At 38.7% G+C, this 21,959-nt stretch carries 15 protein-coding genes and 1 other RNA gene; all 16 read right to left on the bottom strand.

The genetic code is table 11. From position 1 onward, the window contains the following. Positions 1–141: 141 nt before the first annotated feature. Positions 142–1,119 (bottom strand): UDP-N-acetylmuramate dehydrogenase, encoded by a 978-nt coding sequence (gene murB / locus ACFIMP_RS05770; RefSeq protein ID WP_375686122.1) that lies wholly within the window; start codon positions 1,117–1,119, stop codon positions 142–144. After that, positions 1,097–2,524, bottom strand: coding sequence for a UDP-N-acetylmuramate--L-alanine ligase (gene murC, locus ACFIMP_RS05765; RefSeq protein WP_375632331.1), 1,428 nt, complete (start codon positions 2,522–2,524; stop codon positions 1,097–1,099). The genes murB and murC overlap by 23 nt, the downstream gene beginning before the upstream one ends. After that, complete coding sequence (gene murG / locus ACFIMP_RS05760; protein WP_375638335.1) at positions 2,508–3,644, bottom strand: undecaprenyldiphospho-muramoylpentapeptide beta-N-acetylglucosaminyltransferase; 1,137 nt, start codon at positions 3,642–3,644, stop codon at positions 2,508–2,510. Before murG ends, murC begins: the two co-directional genes overlap by 17 nt. Beyond that, on the bottom strand, positions 3,637–4,791 hold the full coding sequence (locus ACFIMP_RS05755) for an FtsW/RodA/SpoVE family cell cycle protein (protein WP_375621370.1): 1,155 nt from the start codon (positions 4,789–4,791) through the stop codon (positions 3,637–3,639). The genes murG and ACFIMP_RS05755 overlap by 8 nt, the downstream gene beginning before the upstream one ends. 143 nt (positions 4,792–4,934) lie before the next feature. Next, on the bottom strand, positions 4,935–6,329 hold the full coding sequence (gene murD, locus ACFIMP_RS05750; protein WP_375686121.1) for a UDP-N-acetylmuramoyl-L-alanine--D-glutamate ligase: 1,395 nt from the start codon (positions 6,327–6,329) through the stop codon (positions 4,935–4,937). A gap of 4 nt (positions 6,330–6,333) precedes the next feature. Continuing rightward, on the bottom strand, positions 6,334–7,404 hold the full coding sequence (mraY, locus tag ACFIMP_RS05745) for a phospho-N-acetylmuramoyl-pentapeptide-transferase (RefSeq protein WP_375611992.1): 1,071 nt from the start codon (positions 7,402–7,404) through the stop codon (positions 6,334–6,336). Between the two features lie 22 nt (positions 7,405–7,426). Next, entirely contained in the window at positions 7,427–8,848 is a 1,422-nt protein-coding gene (locus ACFIMP_RS05740; protein WP_375613366.1) for a UDP-N-acetylmuramoyl-tripeptide--D-alanyl-D-alanine ligase, read from the bottom strand. After that, positions 8,845–10,296, bottom strand: a complete 1,452-nt coding sequence (locus ACFIMP_RS05735; protein ID WP_375611990.1) for a UDP-N-acetylmuramoyl-L-alanyl-D-glutamate--2,6-diaminopimelate ligase — start codon at positions 10,294–10,296, stop codon at positions 8,845–8,847. Before ACFIMP_RS05735 ends, ACFIMP_RS05740 begins: the two co-directional genes overlap by 4 nt. Positions 10,297–10,319: 23 nt before the next feature. Then, positions 10,320–12,062 carry a peptidoglycan D,D-transpeptidase FtsI family protein gene (locus ACFIMP_RS05730; protein ID WP_375613364.1) on the bottom strand — a complete coding sequence of 581 codons (1,743 nt, stop codon included), beginning with the start codon at positions 12,060–12,062 and terminating at the stop codon, positions 10,320–10,322. Further along, entirely contained in the window at positions 12,062–12,466 is a 405-nt protein-coding gene (ftsL, locus tag ACFIMP_RS05725; RefSeq protein WP_375611988.1) for a cell division protein FtsL, read from the bottom strand. The genes ACFIMP_RS05730 and ftsL overlap by 1 nt, the downstream gene beginning before the upstream one ends. Then, entirely contained in the window at positions 12,463–13,461 is a 999-nt protein-coding gene (rsmH, locus tag ACFIMP_RS05720; protein ID WP_375613363.1) for a 16S rRNA (cytosine(1402)-N(4))-methyltransferase RsmH, read from the bottom strand. The genes ftsL and rsmH overlap by 4 nt, the downstream gene beginning before the upstream one ends. Positions 13,462–13,725: 264 nt before the next feature. Further along, positions 13,726–14,116: RNase P RNA component class A (rnpB, locus tag ACFIMP_RS05715), an RNA gene on the bottom strand. Positions 14,117–14,199: 83 nt separating this feature from the next. Beyond that, positions 14,200–14,709 (bottom strand): lytic transglycosylase domain-containing protein, encoded by a 510-nt coding sequence (locus ACFIMP_RS05710; protein WP_375613362.1) that lies wholly within the window; start codon positions 14,707–14,709, stop codon positions 14,200–14,202. 1,364 nt (positions 14,710–16,073) lie between these two features. Next, complete coding sequence (locus ACFIMP_RS05705; protein ID WP_375611985.1) at positions 16,074–16,451, bottom strand: hypothetical protein; 378 nt, start codon at positions 16,449–16,451, stop codon at positions 16,074–16,076. Between the two features lie 2,172 nt (positions 16,452–18,623). Then, positions 18,624–19,562 (bottom strand): ArsR/SmtB family transcription factor, encoded by a 939-nt coding sequence (locus ACFIMP_RS05700; RefSeq protein WP_375636810.1) that lies wholly within the window; start codon positions 19,560–19,562, stop codon positions 18,624–18,626. A gap of 666 nt (positions 19,563–20,228) precedes the next feature. Next, complete coding sequence (gene ettA / locus ACFIMP_RS05695) at positions 20,229–21,878, bottom strand: energy-dependent translational throttle protein EttA (RefSeq protein ID WP_375686120.1); 1,650 nt, start codon at positions 21,876–21,878, stop codon at positions 20,229–20,231. Between the last annotated feature and the right edge of the window lie 81 nt (positions 21,879–21,959).

Here is a 21,959-nt window from a genome sequence, read left to right as displayed (position 1 = left end):
CCTAGCATTTTGCATAATGAATCAGACTCAAAAGCCTGATGCAAGAGATTCTTTGTTAATTTATTGATTCTTAATAGAAATTTTTTATTATCTCTTTGAAATGACTCAATTTTTTATTTTCACTTTTTAGTGAACAATAAATCAATGAAATGGATCAAAAGGAGAAACACTTCGACCACGCTCAAATTGACCAATACGCTCTATTTCCCATTGTAAAAGGTGGGCTGAATTTGCAAAAACACGCGCACGCACTGTTTCTCCCAATGCTTCAAGATCATATCCTGTTGCTTGCCCTGTATTAATCATAAAATTACAGTGCATTTCACTCATTTGAGCGCCACCAATCTGTAAACCACGACACCCTGCTTCATCAATCACGCGCCACGCGGATGTATTCTCAGGATTTTTGAAAGTTGATCCCCCTGTCTTTTCACGAATAGGTTGCACAGTTTCTCTGTGGAGGGCAACTTCATCCATAGCAGCACGAATATCATCTTTATTGCCGAGTTTTCCTTCTAATAAAGCAGCCGTAAAAATAAAATCTTTAGGAATATCACAATGGCGATAGGAATAATGCATATCTTCCACACTCAAGATATGACGTTGCCCTTTACGATCCAGCGCATAGACCTCGACAACACGCGCTGCGGTTTCAACACCATTCGCACCTGCGTTCATTTTGAGAGCTCCTCCAAGACCTCCAGGAATACCATGATAAAAATGAAAACCTGCAATCTCAGCTTCTAAAGCGGCAGCAGCTAAATGTTTATCCGCCGTACCAGCACCAACTAAAAAGCCTTTTGGAGAAACTTGCTTCACTTGCCCAAATTTTTTTGGCGAAAGACGAATCACAACACCAGGAACCCCCCCATCACGCACCAGAAGATTAGAACCAATACCGACAATTGTTACAGGAACAAATTCAGGCAAATTTTGAAGAAAGAGAGCCAAATCTTCTTCATCGACAGGCTGATAAAAAAGCTCTGCCAACCCGCCCGTGCGAAACCACGTTACCTTACGCATCTCAACATTAGGTGTAAGCTTTCCTCTCACGCCACCTAACAGTGGTTGCAATTGCGCCAATAGCGCCTCACCATCAATGTGCTGAAAATTTATCATGACCATCCAATACCGCTAACTGATGAGGCAAAGCACAAGCCCATTGTGTGATATTGCCAGCACCAAGAAAAACAACATAATCCTCTGCCTGAGCAAATTTTGAGACAAGAGACACAACATCTTCCAAACCATGTATCAAGCGCACATCACGATGACCCGCCATTTTAATATGCTCTACCAATTCTTGAGAACCAAATCCTACAATAGGCTCTTCACCAGCCGCATAAACGGGCGTAATCAACACTGTATCTGCATCATTAAAACAAGCAGCAAAATCATCAAATAAATGATACAAACGCGAATACCGATGGGGTTGTGCAATCGCAATAACACGCCCTTTTGCACTCTCACGTGCAGCACGCAAAACAGCCTTTATTTCAACAGGATGATGTCCATAATCATCAAATATTTCAATGCCACGCCAACTTCCTGTTCGCGTAAAACGCCGTTTTACTCCGCCAAATTCTGCTAAGCCCCTTTTTATAGCTTCATTTGAAATGCCAAGTTCATGCGCAATAGCAATCGCCGCCGTTGCATTGGCAACATTATGCTGCCCTGCCATGGGCAAAAGCAAATTTTTCAACTCAATCTTTCTTCCTGTTTTGCGTGAGCGAACAAGAACATCAAAATGCGTTTTTTGACCATCCATCGAAAGATTAAGAAAACGAACATCCGCTTGTGGATTTGCACCATAAGTGATCACCCAACGATCATCAATACGGCCCGCCAATGACTGAACCTCTGGATGATCAAGACACAAAACAGCAAAACCATAAAAAGGAACATTTTCTACGAATTGCCGAAAAGCCTCACGCACAGCATCAAAACTTCCATAATGATCCAAATGCTCAGCGTCAATATTAGTAATAACAGCAATATCAGCAGGCAGCTTTAAAAATGTACCATCACTTTCATCAGCTTCAACAATCATCCAATCGCCATCTCCCGTACGAGAATTCGTACCATAAGCATTAATAATACCGCCATTAATCACCACTGGATCAAAATGACCAGCATCAAGAAGGGCTGCGACCATTGATGTGGTTGTTGTTTTACCATGTGTACCACCCACTGCAATTGCACGCCGAAATCGCATCAGCTCCGCCAGCATTTCTGCACGTCTGACAAGCGGCAAATGTCTTTCCTTTGCAGCAATATACTCAGGATTTGTTTTTTTAACGGCAGTAGAAAAAACAACAACCTCTGCATTCCCTAAGTTTTCAGCACAATGACCTATATGAACGTTAATTCCTTTTTTCCGCAAACGTTCAACATTTGCACTTTCAACTTGATCTGACCCTTGAACTTTATAGCCAAGATTATAAAAAACCTCCGCAATTCCACTCATACCGATCCCCCCGATTCCGATAAAATGGATAACGCCTATATCAAGTGGCATTTTCATTAAAAAGCTCCTCTTTTATATCTGACAACAATCGCCCTGCAGTTAAGGATTCAGCCATATCAGCAAGGCGACGGGTTGCATGAGGTTGTCCAACTTTTTTTGCAGCAAGCGCTTGTTTTTCCAATAAATGGGGCGCACAACAAGCGTGCATTAAAAGAGAAGAAAGCTTTTGTGCATTTAAATCTTTTTCTGATATAATTTGTGCTCCCCCCACACGAGCAAGCAAAGCTGCATTGGCAGCCTGATCATGATCTAAAGCATGGGGATAGGGAACAAGCAGAGCAGGTCTACCAATCACCGCTATCTCACAAACGGACGAAGCCCCAGCGCGCGACAAAATAAAATGAGCATGTGCCATACGTTCAGCCATATCATCAAAGAAAGGAGCAACTTCTGCTTGTACCCCCATATCACGATAGATTTTGATCAACCTTCCTGCTTCACCGCGGACTTGCTGTACAATTCGTAAACGTTTACGGTTCTTATCATCAAATAAAGCAATAGCTTCTGGAACAATATGTGAAAAAGCAGAAGCCCCTTGACTACCTCCAAAAATCAAAAAATTAAATGGCTTTTCTCCCTCTGAAGAATGATAAGGAATTTTGGCCGCCTTCAACACAGCCTCACGGACAGGATTCCCCGTCAAAAGTATTTTATGAGCATAAGCGCCATTTGGCGACAACAAACCACCAGCGATTGCACGCACAAAAATTGCCAACACCCGATTGGCACGCCCCATAACAGCATTTTGTTCATGAATAAATGTCACACGCCTCGTTAAAGCCGCAATAAAAAGAGGAGGAAAGCTCGGATACCCCCCAAATCCTCCAACAAGAACAGGACGTAATTTATAAAACAACGCCAACGATTGCCCCATACCCCTTAGCAAAGACCAAAACGTCTTTATCAGAGCAAAAGGATGGCGTCGTGTAAATGTTGCCGATGAAACGATATGAATATGCTCTTCATCAAAACACCGAACAAAAGGGCGTGCTCTTTCATCTGTTATTAAATGAACATCATATCCACGCTGCCTTAATTCAACAGAAAGGGCTTCAGCAGGAAAAAGATGTCCACCTGTACCACCAGCCACCAAAATAATAACTTTTTTATCATTCATAAGGGGTATCCAAGACAGAAGAGGAAGAAAAAGCTGAAAGGCGCGCTTCTGGCCAACGACGTGTTAAACTAAGCAAAATGCCCATTGAAAACGCAATCGCCACCATCGAAGAACCACCATAAGAAATAAAAGGCAATGTCATACCTTTTGGAGGAATTAAGTGAAGATTAACGGCCATATTAATAGCTGATTGAAAGCCAATCATCATTGCTATGCCAGTAATACCAAGACGTATAAAGGAATCACGTGTATTCATGGCTATATACAATGAACGCATAACGATAAAGCCAAACAGCATCATAATTAATAAACAAAGAATAATACCATATTCTTCAGCAGCAACGGAAAATACAAAATCTGTATGGCTATCAGGAATGATACGTTTTACTGTGCCCTCCCCAGGACCTTGCCCAAACCAACCACCATTCAAAATAGCCTCACGTCCCACATCCACTTGAAAAGTATCTCCTTCACCTGTCAAAAAACCATTGATCCGCTCGCGCACATGATGCAGAAAAAAATAAGCTAAAATAATTCCTACAACGCCTAAAATGAGAAAGAGAAAAATAATAGTAAGAGGGACACCAGCAATAAAAAACAGCCCCCCCCATGTTGCACTTATTAAAACTGTTTGTCCAATATCAGGCTGCAAAACCAGAAGCACACAACAAATGGCATAAAGTAGAATCGCTAACGTATAACCCAGAATGCCCCTCTTGCGTATCTGTTCCGAAAAAAGCCAAGCGGACATAACCACAAAAGCTGGCTTCATAAACTCTGAAGCCTGTACAGAAAAACCAAATAGTAGAATCCACCTCCGTGCTCCCTTTAATTCTGGACCCCAAAATAAGGTTGCAACCATAAGAGCAAGCGTTACAATGAGCAAAAGAGCACATAAACGACGAATATTAGAAAGCGAAAAAAAGGAAATGGTAACCATCGTAAAAAATGCTGAAATGCTAAAAATGATATGCCACCGAACAAAATAAAAACTATCAGCAATTCCGATTTTTTTTGCAATAATAGGGCTGGCAGCAAAAGACAGCATAATGCCAATTCCCATTAAAATTAAACAAGCTGCAAAGATAGAGCGATCAATCGTCCACCACCAATTAGCAATTGGATCTCTATCTGCACGCGTCACCATGGTATCCACCTTATCCATTTTATAAATTATCTCAAAGTAATATGGTTCCCCAGCCTGTTTAACAAACACTTTAAAAACTAAATTACACAAAAAAAGATTCTGGAGTCTTAACGCAAAAATATTTTTTTATAACTGATGCTTTTTTATTGTAACTGCATCACAAAAGAGACAAATGCTTCGCCTCGCATTTCATAATTTTTAAATTGGTCATAACTTGCACAAGCAGGTGACAAAAGAACCGTCACCTCTTTTGCCTGAAAACCCATTGCGTCAACAGCTGCTTCACACACCGCATTTTTCAAAGTTAAGCTCATAGAAAAGGGAAAAGCAGATCCAATAGTGCGAGCAAATTCTTCCGCCGCGCTCCCAATCAAATAGGCTTTACGAATTTTAGGAAAAAATTCTCTAAGAGACTCTATCCCTCCCTTTTTTGCCTGTCCTCCAACAATCCAAAAAATATCATTAAAGGTGGAAAGCGCAGGAGCTGTTGCATCTGCATTAGTAGCCTTGCTGTCATTGATAAACAAAACCGCCCCCATTTTACGCACCTGCTGCATACGATGATCCAACCCTTTATAACTTGCCAAATGCTTGTTCACAGAAGGATCGGTTATTTTTAAAGCCTGCAATGTTGCTAATGCCATAAGGGCATTTTGCGCATTATGACTCCCACGTAACCCCGCCATAGGAGCAAGATCTGCAAGCATATGACTCTGTCCTTGACGAACAGAAAAGAGCTTGGTCCCATCTGCATAAAAACCATTTTCAACAAAATGATCCTTGGAAATTGCCTCAATTTGCTTCCCATCATGAAGTAACTGTTGATATAAAACCCGACAAGCTGCATCATCAACTGAAATGAAAGCCTGAGAAGCCTGAGCAATCAGATGCCTTTTGGTTTGCACATAACAGGCAAAACTCCCATGTCGATCAATATGATCAGGTGTTAAATTCAATAAAAGTCCAATGGTCGGCTGAAGAGAGGGAGTAAGATCAATTTGAAATGATGAACATTCAATCACATAGATACGTTTTTTAACAAATGGCTTAAGCGTCAATATTGCTTTTCCGATATTTCCCCCCATCTGCACATCATAGCCCATTTTTTCCAACAAATGCGCAAGTAAAGCCGTTGTGGTTGACTTGCCATTCGTCCCCGTAATCGCAATGAAAGGAACATCTTGGTCACACAAACCATAATGTTGTAAAAAATGCTGGCGCGCACGAACAAATAATTCAATATCACCGATAATTTCTATATTTTTTTTTCGTGCTTTTTCAACAATCCAATGGGGCTGAGGATAACTTAAAGGAACTCCAGGAGCTACAATCAATGCAACAAATTCTGACCAATCTTCATAACGGAGATCTCGTGTTGGAATATTGTGCCGAAAAGCCATTTGCACGCTTGAAGAACTATCATCCCACGCCACCACTTCTGCGCCACCGCACATCAATGCTTGTGCCGTTGCTAGTCCAGACTGTCCCAATCCAAACAGAGCAACTTTTTGACCTTTATAACACGTAACAGAAATCACATTCTCACCGCAATTTAAGTGTTGAAAGACCTATGAGAGCGAGAACAATCGAAATAATCCAAAAGCGTATCACGACTTGGCTTTCAGTCCAGCCTTTTTTCTCAAAATGATGATGTATCGGTGCCATAAGAAACACGCGTTTTCTTGTTAATTTGAAATAACCAACCTGAATAACGACCGAAAAAGCTTCCACAACAAAAAGCCCACCAATAAGAACCAAAACAATTTCGTGTTTCGTAGCAACCGCAACAGTCCCTAAGAGTCCTCCAAGAGCCAATGAACCAGTATCTCCCATAAAAATAGCTGCAGGTGGTGCATTAAACCATAAAAAACCAAGCCCTGCCCCAACAACAGCTCCCAATAAAACAGCCAATTCACCTGTTCCCGATACATAATGGATTTGGAGATAATCAGCAAAATTCATATTACCAGAAAGATAAGCAATCAGAGCAAAAGATAAAGCTGCAACCATCACAGGAACAATAGCAAGCCCATCGAGTCCATCCGTTAAATTAACCGCATTACCCGTCGCAACAATGACGAAAGCAGAAAAAGGAATAAAAAACCAGCCCAAATTGATAAGATAATCTTTTAAAAAAGGCAAAGCTAATCCAGATGAGCCAATTTTCAAGATGGCAAAAGCCGCAATTGCCGCAACAAAAAACTCCAAGCTTAATCGTGCTTTCCCAGAAAATCCTTTGTCTGTTTGTTTTGTGACCTTAAGATAATCGTCATAAAATCCAATTCCCCCAAAAGAAAGCATAACCAATAGCGATACCCAAAAGTAAATATTCGATAAATTACCCCATAAAAATGCCGATACCACAATGCCGATTAAAATCATCAATCCACCCATTGTAGGTGTTCCAGCCTTTTTAAAATGTGTTTGAGGACCATCAGCACGAATCGGTTGCCCCTTACCCTGCCGCAATTTAAGAGAAGCAATGATGCTAGGTCCAAACAAAAAGACGATAAGCCCCGAAGTAAGCATAGCCGCTATCGTGCGAAAAGTAATATAACGAAATACATTCACACCTGGAAGCCAATCACTAAACGAAGAAAAAAATAGCATCATGGAATAAAAAAACCTCTTAAAACTATGAAGAAACCGCTTTATAGCGATCAAGCAATGCAGTCACAATATTTGATGAACAAAGGCTATTGGATGATTTAACCATAAGCAGATCCCCAGAAGAAATTTCTGCTAAAAGAAGCGATAAAATTTTCTCAATATTTTCAGCATAATGAACCTTAACACCAGCAGACAAATCACTGACTAAAGATTTCATCGCCTCACCAAATAGAAAAACCGGATTAGCACCAGAAAGACGTATTGGTTTTATTAAATCACGATGAAGCTTTTCACTATACTCCCCTAACTCTAGCATATCTCCTAAAATAGCAATTCGCCGCCCCCCTTTCCCTACAGGCCCTGTAGCAAGAAGCTCAAGTGCAGCACGCATAGAAGCAGGATTTGCATTATAGCTTTCATCAATGAGATAAAATTCACCCCCATTTGATAAAGACAGTCGATAACGAACACCTCGCCCCTTTTGAGAAGAAAAATGGCGAAAAGAAAGAAAAACAGGCTCTAGCTCAACCCCCATAGCATCACAAGCAGCAATAACCCCTAAACTATTTTGCACAATATGGCGCCCAGGAGCACCAATTTGGACCTCCCTATCCCGCCCCCCCATACGCACAATCATAGAAGAACTATCGGTTAGAAGACGTATATCATGCGCTTGATAATCAGCATCTTTAGTCTCACCAAAGCTTAAGATCTTTTTTACACCGCATTTCTTTGCTTTTTGAACGAGATAAGAAAAAAAATCACTATCCGCATTTAAAATGGCAATGCCTTCCTCATCCAATCCTTCAAAAATTTCAGCTTTTGCCTTTGCTATTTCTTCAAGATCCTTGAAAAAACCCATATGTCCTGCACAAATATGCGTAATGAGAGCAACATGCGGACAAACCAGTTTGACCAGAGGGCGAATTTCATCTCTGTGATTCATGCCAATTTCAAAGATACCATAATCACTCTCCACAGGCATCCGCGCTAAAGTGAGTGGAACCCCCCAGCAATTGTTTAAAGAAGCGAGATTCGCATGAACATTCCCAGCCGTTGCAAGTGCTTGTTTCAAAGCTTCTTTTGTCGTTGTTTTTCCCACCGATCCTGTTATCGCGATAATCTTAGCTCTTGAACGTTTGCGTGCAGCTTGTGCAAGTTGTTCTAAGGCTTTCAAAACATCAGGAACGACAATGAGTGGAGCCGATATCTTTTTCATATCCCTCAAACGGTGTTCCGTAACGATAAGAACGCCTGCACCTCGTTCATAAGCTTGCGCAGCAAAATCATGACCATCAAGATGATGCCCTTTAATGCAGAAAAAAACATCCCCTTCCGCAAGAGTACGGCTATCAATGGAAACCCCAGAAAAAGTTTCTGGCAGGCTTCCCATTACAACACCATTAACTGCAGCAACAAGTGCTTGCTTATCCCATAAAGCTGTCATTTTTTTCGGTCCTCTAAAGCTTCTATCGCTTTCAGACGATCTGAAAAAGGATAAGTTGTCTGCCCTATAATTTGGCCATCCTCATGACCTTTTCCAGCAATGATTAATGTATCACCAACTTTCAAAAGCTCCACCGCGTAAGAAATAGCCTCTCCACGATCTGCTATCTCTATTGCTGTTGGCACCGCCTGTAAAATATCCTTGCGTATTTTTTCTGGCATTTCTGTGCGAGGATTATCATCCGTTACAATAACAATGTCCGCTTTATCCGCCGCAATTTTTCCCATCAAAGGTCTTTTCCCTTGATCACGATCTCCTCCACAACCAAAAACAACGATCAAGCGCCCTTGCGTAAAGGGACGAACAGAAAGCAAAACCTGCTCCAAAGCTTCTGGTTTATGGGCATAATCAATGTAAACAAGCGCATTATTTTCTGTCTTTCCCACAAACTCTAACCGCCCAGGTGCTCCCTGCAAAGTTTCAAGCGCAGAAAAAACCTTACGAGGTGAAACGCCCGTTGCAATTGCTAACCCCGCTGCCATAAGCGCATTGGCGACCTGAAAATCTCCAGCTAAAGGCAAATCAAATGTATAAATATTGTTTTCCACACGACACTCAATACACTGTTTTGAGCGTTGATGTTCGACACGATTAATCGTGATAAATTGCCCCTTACGACCAATTGTCAAGACACGGCGGCGCGCTTGTGTAACAACATCAATAACCTTTTGTGAATAAACATCATCAGCAAAAATCAAAGCAGGAGCAGATACAGGCAAAAGTGTATCAAACAACCTCATTTTAGCCCGCAAATAATCCTCTACCCCCGTGTGATAATCCATGTGATCTCGCCCTAAATTGGTAAAGGCACCAGCCGTTAAACGGACTCCATCAAGTCGTCCTTGGTCAAGCCCATGCGAAGAAGCTTCAAGAGCTGCATGAGTCACACCTTCATGAGAAATTTCATAAAGAAGACGGTGCAAGACGACCGGATCAGGTGTTGTGAGAGAACCATAAACATTCCGTTTAGGAGAAACAACACCAACCGTTCCTATACTCGCAGCACAAAATCCAGCATAAGTCCAAATTTGCCGAAGAAAAGAAACAACAGATGTTTTACCACTTGTACCAGTCACAGCAACGACCGTTTCAGGCTGAGAACCGTAAAAACGTGCAGCTGCCAACGCTAAACTATGACGAACATTAGAAACACGTAAAATGGGAACAGATAAATCCTCAAGAACAGCATGATAATCTGTAACGATTGCTCGTGCGCCACGCTTTATCGCATCATCTATATAGTGCCTTCCATCACTTTTTTTTCCTTGAACAGCGACAAAAACATAGCCTGGCAAAACTTGCCGAGAATCCACACTGATTCCTGTTATTTCTATTGAAGAAAGACTTTCATCTTCAACACATTCTGTAAAAACTGTTCCCAACAACATGATAACGCACCTTTATATTCATTTTACCGTTGTTTAACGAAACTTGAATTGCTCTTTTTACTTAAAAGAGGCTCATATTCTTTTTTAAAATCGGGTTTTACACCAAGAAAACTAGCTGTGCGACGAACAATATTAGCAAGCATTGGTCCAGCATTCATTCCCGCTGTTGCTGAACGCTGTCCCTCCTCTGGCTTTGGTTCATCGATAATTGTTAAAACAACATAAGCAGGATCTTCAATAGGAAAAGCAGCAAGAAAACTATTGAAATTTTTTGTTTTAGAATATTTTCCATTTTCAACTTTTTCAGCTGTTCCTGTCTTACCACCTACACGATAGCCTTCTACTTTTGCATTACGTCCAGAACCAATATCACTATTTAATTGATAAAGGTAACGCATATTTTGACTTGTTTTAGCCTGCAAAACCCGTTTTGCATGGTGCAGAGTTTGTTCTTTTGTGCGTTTTAAAAATGTCGGAGCAATTAACCAACCACCATTCATTAAAGCAGCAGCCCCGACAGCTGTTTGCAAGGGTGTTGTTGCCATACCATGCCCAAAAGAAATCGTCATAGAATGTATATCCTTCCAATGATGTGGCACAATAGGGTGGGCAACTTCAGGCAACTCTGTTGTGAGACGATCCAGTAATCCAAGTTTTTGTAAAAAACCACGATGTTTATCAATCCCTATCGCCAATGCCTCTTTAGCAGAACCAATATTAGAAGAATAAATAAAAACCTCCCATAACGTTAAGGGTCGATTTTTTCCATGAAAATCATGAATAGTATACCCACTACTTGCTTTTATTGGCTTTGAAGCATCAATAATACTGTTTAAATGAAAAATATTGGAATCAAGTGCCATGGCGGTCGTAAAACTTTTAATAATTGATCCCATTTCAAAAGCTCCTGCCGTCATCCGATTGAGACGATCACTTTTTAAAGCTTCGATAGGATTTCCAGGATCAAAATCTGGTAGTGATGCCAAAGCCAAAACTTCCCCCGTATGTATATTTAAAATAACAGCTCCTGCAGCAATTGCCTTATAACGCTTCATAGCCTGAATAAGTTCATCATGAACAATTGCCTGAACACGCACATCAATCGAAAGCTGAACTTGTTTTAACGATTCTTCCATGGCAAGACCAGCGGCACGCAAAGCACTCAACCCCGCATCATCAATATATTTTTCCATACCTGCAATGCCCTGATTATCAACATTCACCATACCGAGAATATGGGAAGTTACAGGTCCATCAGGATAAAAACGACGAATTTCAGTCCGAAAACCAATTCCTGGTATACCAAGAGCCATAATTTGCGTCTTCTGCATTGGTGTTAACCCCCGCTGTATCCAAGAAAAACTAGATTTTCTTTTTAAGCGCTTATAGGTTTCCTGCCAATTAAGATCAGGCAAAACTGTTGAGAGCAATTCAATTGTTTCATCCACATCAATAATACGTCGTGGCTCAGCAAAAAGTGAATAAGTTTTAATATCTGTTGCCAATAAACGACCATTACGATCAACGATATCAGGACGTGCCATCAATTGAAGAACTCCAGGCCCTTTTGCTTCTTCAATCTGTCCACCTTCCAACCCATAAGAAATAAGGCAAGCCCCCATGATGCCATATAAAATTAAAAAGCAGAACAACGAAAAAAGCAAACGTGGACGACTAGAATAGGGACGACGAACAGAAACATTATGATTATTCAACGAATTCTTTAAGCGCTTTTTCTTCTGTGAGAATAAAAAAGTCGATTTCATTACTGCGCGCCTTTTTGGACAACACTATTGATCTGAGAAGCCCGATTATTTGTCAAAATATCTTGATTATCTTCCAAGATATTTTGTTTAATCACTTCTTCAATTTGATCATGTACCCGTACCGGAATGTCTTTAAACTCCACGATTTGACGCGGCTGTATAACCTCTAACCCAAGTTCTTTCTGATAACGTTTCGCAAGTTTTTGCATGCGTGAAGGCCTTATCATCACAGCCCACTCAGCATGAAGCAAACTTACCGTATTTTTTGCTGCAGCAATTTCATGCTCAAGATGAAGAACTTCGTTCATTCGCTTTTGAACATCATATTTTACCTTATAAGTAAGTCCTGCCATACAAATCATAATCAACACTAAAATCATATCAAATGTACGAAAAACTGTCATTTTTTGCTGCCTTCAAAACTGGCAATCTCTGCTAAACCAAATAATTTCATATCTGCTGCAAGAGCCTCTGCTTCAGTCCGTACACCAATACGCAACCTCGCAGAACGTGAACGAGGATTTTTCTGTAACTCCTCTTTAGTTGCCGTGATCCCACCTCGAAACAAAGGAAAAAATGTTGCTGGAGCAGCCTTTATTTCTGGCAGATAGCGTGATCTCATACATTCTCCAGAACGAGCCGAAAAAAATCTTTTGACCATACGATCTTCAAGAGAATGAAAACTGACAACCCCCAAACGGCCTCCAGCTTTTAAAACGCGTTCAGCAGCAAATAAACCACATGCCAATTCACCAATTTCATCATTAACATAGATACGAAGAGCCTGAAATACACGTGTTGCCGGATGAATACGATCTCCCGGCTTACGTCCTATCAACGTTTCGATAGCATACGCCAAATCACCTGTACGCAAAAAAGGCTGCACAACACGACGCTTTTCAATCATCCGTGCAATTCGCCCCGCATAACGCTCTTCCCCTAATATCTTAAAAATACGTGCCAAATCCCTTGCTTTTAAATGATTGACAACATCGCTGGCTGTAAAACCAGTCTGAGCCATTCGCATATCCAATGGACCATCTTTTTGAAAAGAAAAACCTCTTTCTGCTTCATCAAGCTGCATTGAAGAGACACCAATATCCAAAATAACTGCATCCACCTTCTCTTCAACGACACGATCGAGCTGTGAAAACGCCATATGGACCAAACGAAGGCGTGGAAAAAATTCATCAACAAGCGATTGTCCCGCGCTGATAGCATGAGGATCACGATCAAGAGCAATCACCTGTGCTCCTGCCTTTAATAAAGCACGCGTATACCCACCAGCACCAAAGGTACCATCAATTACTTTTGCTCCAACCAATGGCATAAGCCCAGCCAAAACTGGCTGTAACAACACTGGAATATGGCGTTCAGCTCTTTGATCCTGCTTTATCAAAATAATCCGTCTTGAAGTTATGCTGTCTTAAATCAACAGCTCTCTCATGGCAACTGATCTTAGAATAACCTGACCTTCAACTTTCACATTAATCACAATGAACGAAAAAACTAAAGTTATCCCAAAACAGATCCTAACGCATTATACTTAAAGAAATGTTATAATTTTTTTAAACACCCTTTGCTCAAGTGTCCATTTCAAACACATAGACTCCATAAAAGACCATATATAATTGATCTTATAAAATATCGCCTATCATCATGAAATATCAGTCGGCCTATAAGCCGGGTTCTGTAGAGTAAAGCTTACACTTTACATGGCAACCATTCATCTGGGACGGATGTTACCATCCGCCTCGTGCAACCTACCCGAATGACTCGCCCGGAAATCGGCTGCAAATTAAATTTTGCACGTCATTTCTATTTGGTCTTGCTCCCGGTGGGGTTTACCTTGCCACATTCATTACTGAATGCGCGGTGGGCTCTTACTCCACCCTTTCACCCTTACCTATAAAAATAGGCGGTTTACTTTCTGTGGCACTTTCCCTAGGGTCACCCCTGCCGGGTGTTACCCGGCACCGTCTTTCCATGGAGCCCGGACTTTCCTCACCTGCCGTATTTCAGTATCAGACAAGCGCGGCTGCCCAGCCGACTGACATACTGATTTATAAAACATTTTCTGCTCCGTGAAAATAGCATCTTAAAATATTTTATGACAAACCTCTCTCAACAGATGTTTTTATTTTAATGAAGCCAGATAAGTCTTTACTTTTGCGCAATATTTCGCTGAAATGGAATTCATTTTTTTTGCAGCATGACCTGCGTTATATTTAAGGATTGTACCACACGTACTTCCACCACTGAGTTTATAGGCCCTTGCCAAATAACGCATACCATATTCAAGATTGGTCGCAGGATCGTACAAATCCTGTACAGAACCACTAAAGCCCAACCCTCGTGCCGTAGAGGGTTTAATTTGCATCAAACCTATTTCGCCAGCAGCCCCCTTTATACCTGCCTTATAATTACTTTCAACTTTTACAACAGCATGTGCTAAATTAACGGGAACATTATATTTATTCGCAAGTTTCTGAATAAGAAACTCATAAGGACGAGCAGAAATCTTAGAAGCAACAATCACTGAGGTTTCTCCTGATTCCGCAACATTTAAGACACTATGAGTCCAACTTATATCAAATACAAAAAATACAGCACATGCTGTATTTAACAAGATTTTCAAAAATTGCATTTTCTTTCTCTTCACTCAAACATTCTCAAATTCTAGCCGCAAGTAATTTGCAAATGTATTATACAAAAAAGAAAGCAAAAGAACGTCTTTAAAAAGGAAATAGTAAGACAATTTCAAGCTAAAATTATGAAATAAAAGAATATATCTTTATGCACAAGTCTCAGATTTCTCTATATCATAAAATAAAAAAATAAAAAGACTATAATTAATCTTATAGCGTATCAAATAAAATGATATAATCTATAACTTGCGGCTATCTCTGTTGTATCAATCAATTTTTATATTAAAAAAATAGCATCTGAACTAGATGTAATATTTTTTACATAAGATTATTAATTTTTTTATTGAGATCAATCCCTCAAAGAAAGAGAGACAAGAGCATCTTTTTACCGAAGATGCTCGATATCAAAAAAGGTTCACAAAAAATATAAATCGTTATCAACGCTTCTCTCTGATTAATAAACACCCACTGCACTCTTTATGTCCGATAAAACCTCAAAAAATCACAAAACAAATCCCCCCATCATTGCGCATAAAAAATTCATAAATATACTAAAACCATCATACTCTTTACCAATTCAAAATATTGGAACAGACTTTTAGCTCTCAAGATGTCTCAAAGAAGCTTTTTAATTCCTTTTTATAAAGAGTTTTTATCCACACAAGCCTCTACTTGTGGTATACAAGAAACTGATTTTAATTTTTTCACCATGGATAAATTTAAAATGAGAGGATTTTACAATTCTTAAGATTCTCATTCAATATAAAATGATAAATTATCATTATAAAACAATATACTAAAAAAGTTATATCCGTTTTTATCCCTACAACAAAGCTTAACAATTACTTGTGTCTATTTTTTTTGAAAAATGTTAGAAAACTCAATACCCCCAAAGCCTTTTTAAATAAAAATAGACCTCTCATCTTCATTCAAATATTTTTTCTTTGTCACAGACTATCATCTTATCAGTCTTGCACCTCATTTTCAGAAATCATACAAGTGGATAAATATCCTAAAATCTGTAGAACAAAAAAAGCTTAAATCCTTTAAAAAATTTTATTTTCTCATATCAAATAAAAAAATAACCGGCATATAAAATGCAGTTAACGTGTTTTATTATAGTCAATACTGCTTTTGTCATTGTAGCGATTGATAATGCAATTAACTTGGACCAATACCCTTGATAGACTTTCTATCACTCCTGTAATGATTGCAACATTACCCTTATACTCCAATTGCTTACCTTTTGAGAGATAAATTTTGTTAATACCTTACAAATTGATCATCTCCTCGCACTTTTCAAAATTTCAAGAGAAGCTCTTTCTCCTTAAAATAAACCCCAAAAGCGCGATTAAAAAAATAGCTAAAAATAAGCATTAGCAACGGAAGGACGAGAAATCGCTTTCGAGAGAGCCATAGCAACAGTTTCACCAGATTTTTGAGCCTGCTCACGACTCTGACCACTTTTAGAAGCAAGCGCAATTACATCACGACGCAGCTGCGCAATAAACAACTCTTGCTGTTGAGGGGTCATTTTAGAAAGATGCTTGATAATATCTGGAAAAGATACGGATAATCTCTCTAATAACTCCTCCTCTGTTACATCAAGCTGCTGAGAAGAAAAAGAAGAGCGACCGGGAAAAAACTGATAAACAACACCACTTCGAGAAGCAAAAAAGACAGCGCCAAAAATAAAAAATACGAATAAAATAAAAATAATACGATGCGAAAAAGATCCCATTATCTCTTACCTAAAGACCACAGAATACAAACATAGATTCCTTTTATGATTCCCCTTATAGCATTCAACAATGCCTCAATAAAGAAAAATCAAATTATTAAAAATGAATACGCTAACACTATCCGCCCAATAAGACTCGCCCCTCTATGTATTTAGGTACTATAGGCGAAACAATAACAAATTTTACACCTCCCCCCTAATAACACCTTACATTTCCTAAAATAATTACAAAAAGCCTGACTGAGGAAATCCTCAGTCAGGCCAGACAATCTAGGGGATCCACGCGGGGGGGGGGGGGAGGAGGTTCCCCGATTGTCCTCTTACATCAACCACTAAGATAGCCGATGCAATATTCTTGCTATGGAATAAAATTCTTTAAACAACAAGAAATTCTTATCATCTTCTACGCAAAAAAACATAAAAGAATTATAAATTATTTAAAAATGTTTAAATTTAGGCAAAAAAAGTTCAAAATGACCCAATTTGAAGCAATTTTATTTCAAGAAGCATCAATTAGAATCTACGATCATTATAACTTTTAAATAGTTTCTTTCATAACTCTGATGATCATATTAAAAAACAGTAATTTCTACGTATCCACCCTATAAAAATCAAACTACGTAAAAGTAGAATCACTTTTCCAACAGCAATCACCACAAAAAGAAAAACGTAGATTTTTAAAATCTTACACAAATAACCGTAAAAAATGGAAAACATCTTCTTGCAAGAAAGCTATGAATTATTTAAATAAAACAATAAATTAGAGAAAATAAAATCTTATCTATCTTTATAAAAAATTTCTGTAAATGATCATTAAAATATTGTTACATCCCTCATGTAACAATCAATGAGGAACTTAAACAGCTTAATCTTATGAAAAAATGAGAGCTCTGAAGGTATTTGTTTCGAATCACGCCCCATCGTCATTCCAAATAACGATAAACCATTTTACAATAACCAACAGTCTCTAACGCATTTTAACATAACAAACCGAAATCAATACAGACATTTTCTCTTAATCTCTATCATTTAAATGATCCCGTAAAATAATACACACAGTAGTTTCTATGCTCAAAAATTTTTATATTCTGTTCTTCTAACGTAAACAATTCATTGATTTACAATCATAACTCATCATTTTACAATTTACATGAGAGATCTCAAGAACGTAAGGTTCCCTTATTTTAAATCTTCGTCTATTGAATTAATGAATAGCCATACTACCGCACATCACAAACAAGAAGAAGCATATGGATAAAAAACATAAAACGATGATGCCGGCTTACAACTTTTACTTAAACTAAAGACGATGGTGCCCTATCAATTTTACGCTATACCAACGGACTGCGTCATAAGATGAGCGGCAAACATAAAAAGAAAGAAAATACTTTTGGCAAAAACAATGGACTTATTTAATAACCTTCATAACTTCTCATGATAAAGAGATACGAAACTTTAGTGTAATATCACACTTTTCTTTCCTACTTTCAGCCACAGACTATCCCTAGATCATCGCCGATCTTATTTTTATGAATATAATGCATTGTCTTACCCTTTTACTTTTTCGTCTTTTTAGAGCATCTTTTTGCACCCCTCACTAAAAGTTCCAACGTACTCCTTATCTAAAAACCTGTTTTAAAGAGATATTTTAAGATCTATTGGGCACCACCATCTTTGACATTTATGAAGGTATGAGCCTTCACTATGATTATATTGTGCGGCATTATATCATATTGCAGCCGCTCCCACATTTAGAAAATGTATGAAAGATGTATTTTCTTTTACAAACGGTATCATTAAGATAAATACCTTCTTTTGTAGCAGACAAACAGACTCTTTCGGATTCTGAAACAGGAAATTTGAAATGAAACAACATTCCTGTATTTAAACCTCTTATTGAGTCTAAAAAAATCAATGATCTTTTAAAATCAATATATTGGCTAATAACATAAATATGATATCAAGAACACCTTAAATAATGATCCTCATAGGCTTAACTCTATAGAAGGTGCTTCATTATACAGCCTACACGCCGCTATAAAACACCAATACTCCCATATAAAAACATAATACAAATGTAAAAAACAATAGCTTATCAATGATTGAATAAAGTTTTATCTCTACGCTATTCTTGAGAAAAATCAGAGTATAAAGTACGTTAACAAACGCGATTTATGCAAAATCTACTTGTTTATCTTTGATATCGTCAACCAATAAACGCGGATCACGAGCAAGCCAAAGCGTAGCACTCCCCTCCTCACTGTTTTCATTTTGTATAGGAGTAAGACAAACCGTTTGTTCTAGAACAAGTCCCGCATTTTTAAGCCATTGTTCTATTTGTAAAGCCGAAAATCCAAAACGCATATGCACTTGATCAGAATATGAAGACTCAATTTCATGATAACCAAAATCCACAATCAATAAACGGCCATGAGGACGCAAAACACTTGATATCTCATGAAGGAATATTTCAGGATTTTCAAGAAAATGTAAAACCCAATGAAGAATAACTAAATCAAAAGTTGTATCTCCAACAGACAAGTGAAAAACATTGCTATCAAGCACAACTTGAACCGCATGCGTATAAAGATTAGAAAACAATTTTAAGATAGAGTCTCCACCTCTTCCAATATTCAACATCGTCTGAAATGGTTTATCGCCAATGATTTCAAGTAACGAGTTTTCTACACCATGATCTGCCATATAGGATGACCGTAATACATCCCGTTGCAACGCATTTTGTAAGAAATGCTTCTTCCTCGTTTTTTGACGCTGCTTTTTAACATCCTTCAAACGTTCTAAATCATGCGCTAACAACACATCATCCTTTGGCAAAGCCGAAAGAATACCTATCACAATGTCTTTACCCCAAAAATCATGACAAAGCTTAAAATAAAGGCTATCCCCCTTCTGATAACGCTCAATCAATCGTGCTTCGTACAATAAACGTAAATATCGTGATATACACGCTTGCGACTGATCAAGAATAAAAATAAAATCAGGAATTGTTAAATCTTCATGATGTAAGAGCCTAAGAACACGTAAATGGCTTACTTCTGCGACCGCTTTCAGCAGCACAATCATTGCATCTAAACTTGCACTTTTTTTCATAATTATCCCCTAAACATTCCTATAAACATTTGTTTATAGGAAAAAAAGTCAAGCATACAACGCATATTCTCATCTATTTTGTTCTCTCTATTTTATCATACTATGAAAAAAATAGGCTAATGTAAAAAACGAACAGATCTTATCTCCCTGCTTCTCGTTATAATGAGAATACATTGATTTATAATAATAATTCATTTTTAACTTGAATAAAAAACCGGAATACCGTAGATTTTTCTCATTTCAAATCTATTCATGATAAATCAATCCAAATCATTCTCTTACAGCTCATAAACGGAGGGGACAGATGGATAAAAATACCTTTTATGCCCACCTAAAAACAAGAACTGCATACTATTGAGAAAAAATAACATGATAATGCCAGCTTGCATTTTTATTAAGTAAAGATGATAATGCTCAATGACCAAGGCATTTGTAGAAGTAATACTATACGCTCCATCCCCTCCTTTTCATTGCAGTTTTACAAAAAATAACCGGTTATATATCATGAGTAAAATAACCCTATTTAGGTCATAATTTCATAAAGTGTCTCTTACTCTTTTCAATGAATAAAAACTCCCACAGAGTACACACACACTTTATTTATGAAATAACAAACGCAATAAAATACACTATTATTCTAACAAAGTTGCGATAAGATAAAAAATTCTAGCGTGTAAGAGGTTTATAATTTGCATGCTTAGGATTAAGAGATTCCGCCCCAAGACGACGAACTTTATCAGCCTCATATTCAGCAAAATTACCTTCAAACCATTCTACATGACCATCACCTTCAAAGGCTAAAATATGTGTTGCCAATCGATCAAGAAACATACGATCATGCGATATGATAACTGCACAACCAGCGAAATTTTCCAATGCATCTTCCAATGCACCCAATGTTTCAGTATCAAGATCATTTGTCGGTTCATCAAGAAGAAGCACATTCCCCCCCTCTTTTAGAAGTTTCGCCAAATGTACGCGATTGCGCTGCCCTCCTGATAAATTTGCCACCTTCTGCTGCTGATCTGCCCCCTTGAAATTAAAAGCCCCGCAATAAGCGCGGCTATTCATCTCATATTTGCCTAATTTAATAATGTCATTTCCACCAGAAATTTCCTCCCAAACAGTTTTATCCCCCACCAAGGAATCGCGACTCTGATCCACATAACTCATGTGAACTGTTTCACCGATACGTATCTGACCTGAATCGGGCTTTTCCTGTCCCGTCAACATTTTAAACAAGGTCGACTTTCCCATACCATTGGCCCCAATAACGCCGACAATGCCACCAGCAGGAAGTTTAAAAGAAAGAGAATCAATCAATACACGTTCACCATAAGCTTTAGAGAGATTATCAACCTCAATAACAACTTGTCCTAACCTTTCTCCAATAGGAATAATGATTTGCGCCTCTCCAGGACGGCGCTCACGTGCTGCTTGAACCAACTCATCATAAGCCTTAATCCGAGCTTTTGACTTTGCTTGTCGCCCTTTTGGACTAGAAGCGATCCATTCTTGCTCACGTGATAAAGCACGTTGACGCGCTGCCTCTTCACGGCCTTCCTGAGCCAAACGCTTGGCTTTAGCCCCCAAATAAGCAGAATAGTTCCCCTCATAAGGAATACCTCTACCGCGATCTAATTCTAAAATCCAACCCGTTACATTGTCGAGAAAATAACGATCATGGGTTATCAAAAGCACAGCCCCAGGATATTCACGTAGATGCCTCTCAAGCCAAGCCGTCGTTTCAGCATCTAAATGGTTTGTCGGTTCATCCAAAAGTAATAAATCAGGTTTTGACAAAAGCAATTTACAAAGTGCAACACGCCGCTTCTCACCACCCGAAAGTTTTGTTACATCCCCATCGGCTGGCGGACAGCCAAGAGCAGCCATAGCCATTTCCACTTGACTTTCTAAATCCCAAAGATTCTGACTGTCAATAATGTCCTGAAGCTGTGCGCTTTCATCAGCCGTTTCCTCGCTATAATTCATCATCAATTCGTTATAACGCTCAAGAATTTCCTGTTTATCTGCAACACCTTCCATCACATTACCACACACATCTTTGCTCGCATCAAGCAAAGGTTCTTGTGGTAGATAACCACAGCGTGCTCCTTCAGAAATCCATGCTTCTCCCGTATATTCCTTATCTAGCCCAGCCATAATACGTAAAATAGTTGACTTCCCTGCACCATTCGGCCCTAAAATACCGATCTTCGCATCTGGATAAAAAGACAAATGAATATTTTCTAGAACTTTTTTATTGCCGTAAGACTTGTTAAGCCCAGCCATATGATAGATAAATTGACGTGCCATAAATTTCTCTTTATATTATGCGATATTAAAGATTAGGATTTTGAAAAAACTGCTTTTGCTTTTTGAAACTGTACAGTAAAT

Source organism: Bartonella sp. AP65SXKL, from assembly GCF_042195725.1.
Classification (GTDB): Bacteria; Pseudomonadota; Alphaproteobacteria; order Rhizobiales; family Rhizobiaceae; genus Bartonella.
This window is presented reverse-complemented; position numbering and strand designations above follow the sequence as displayed.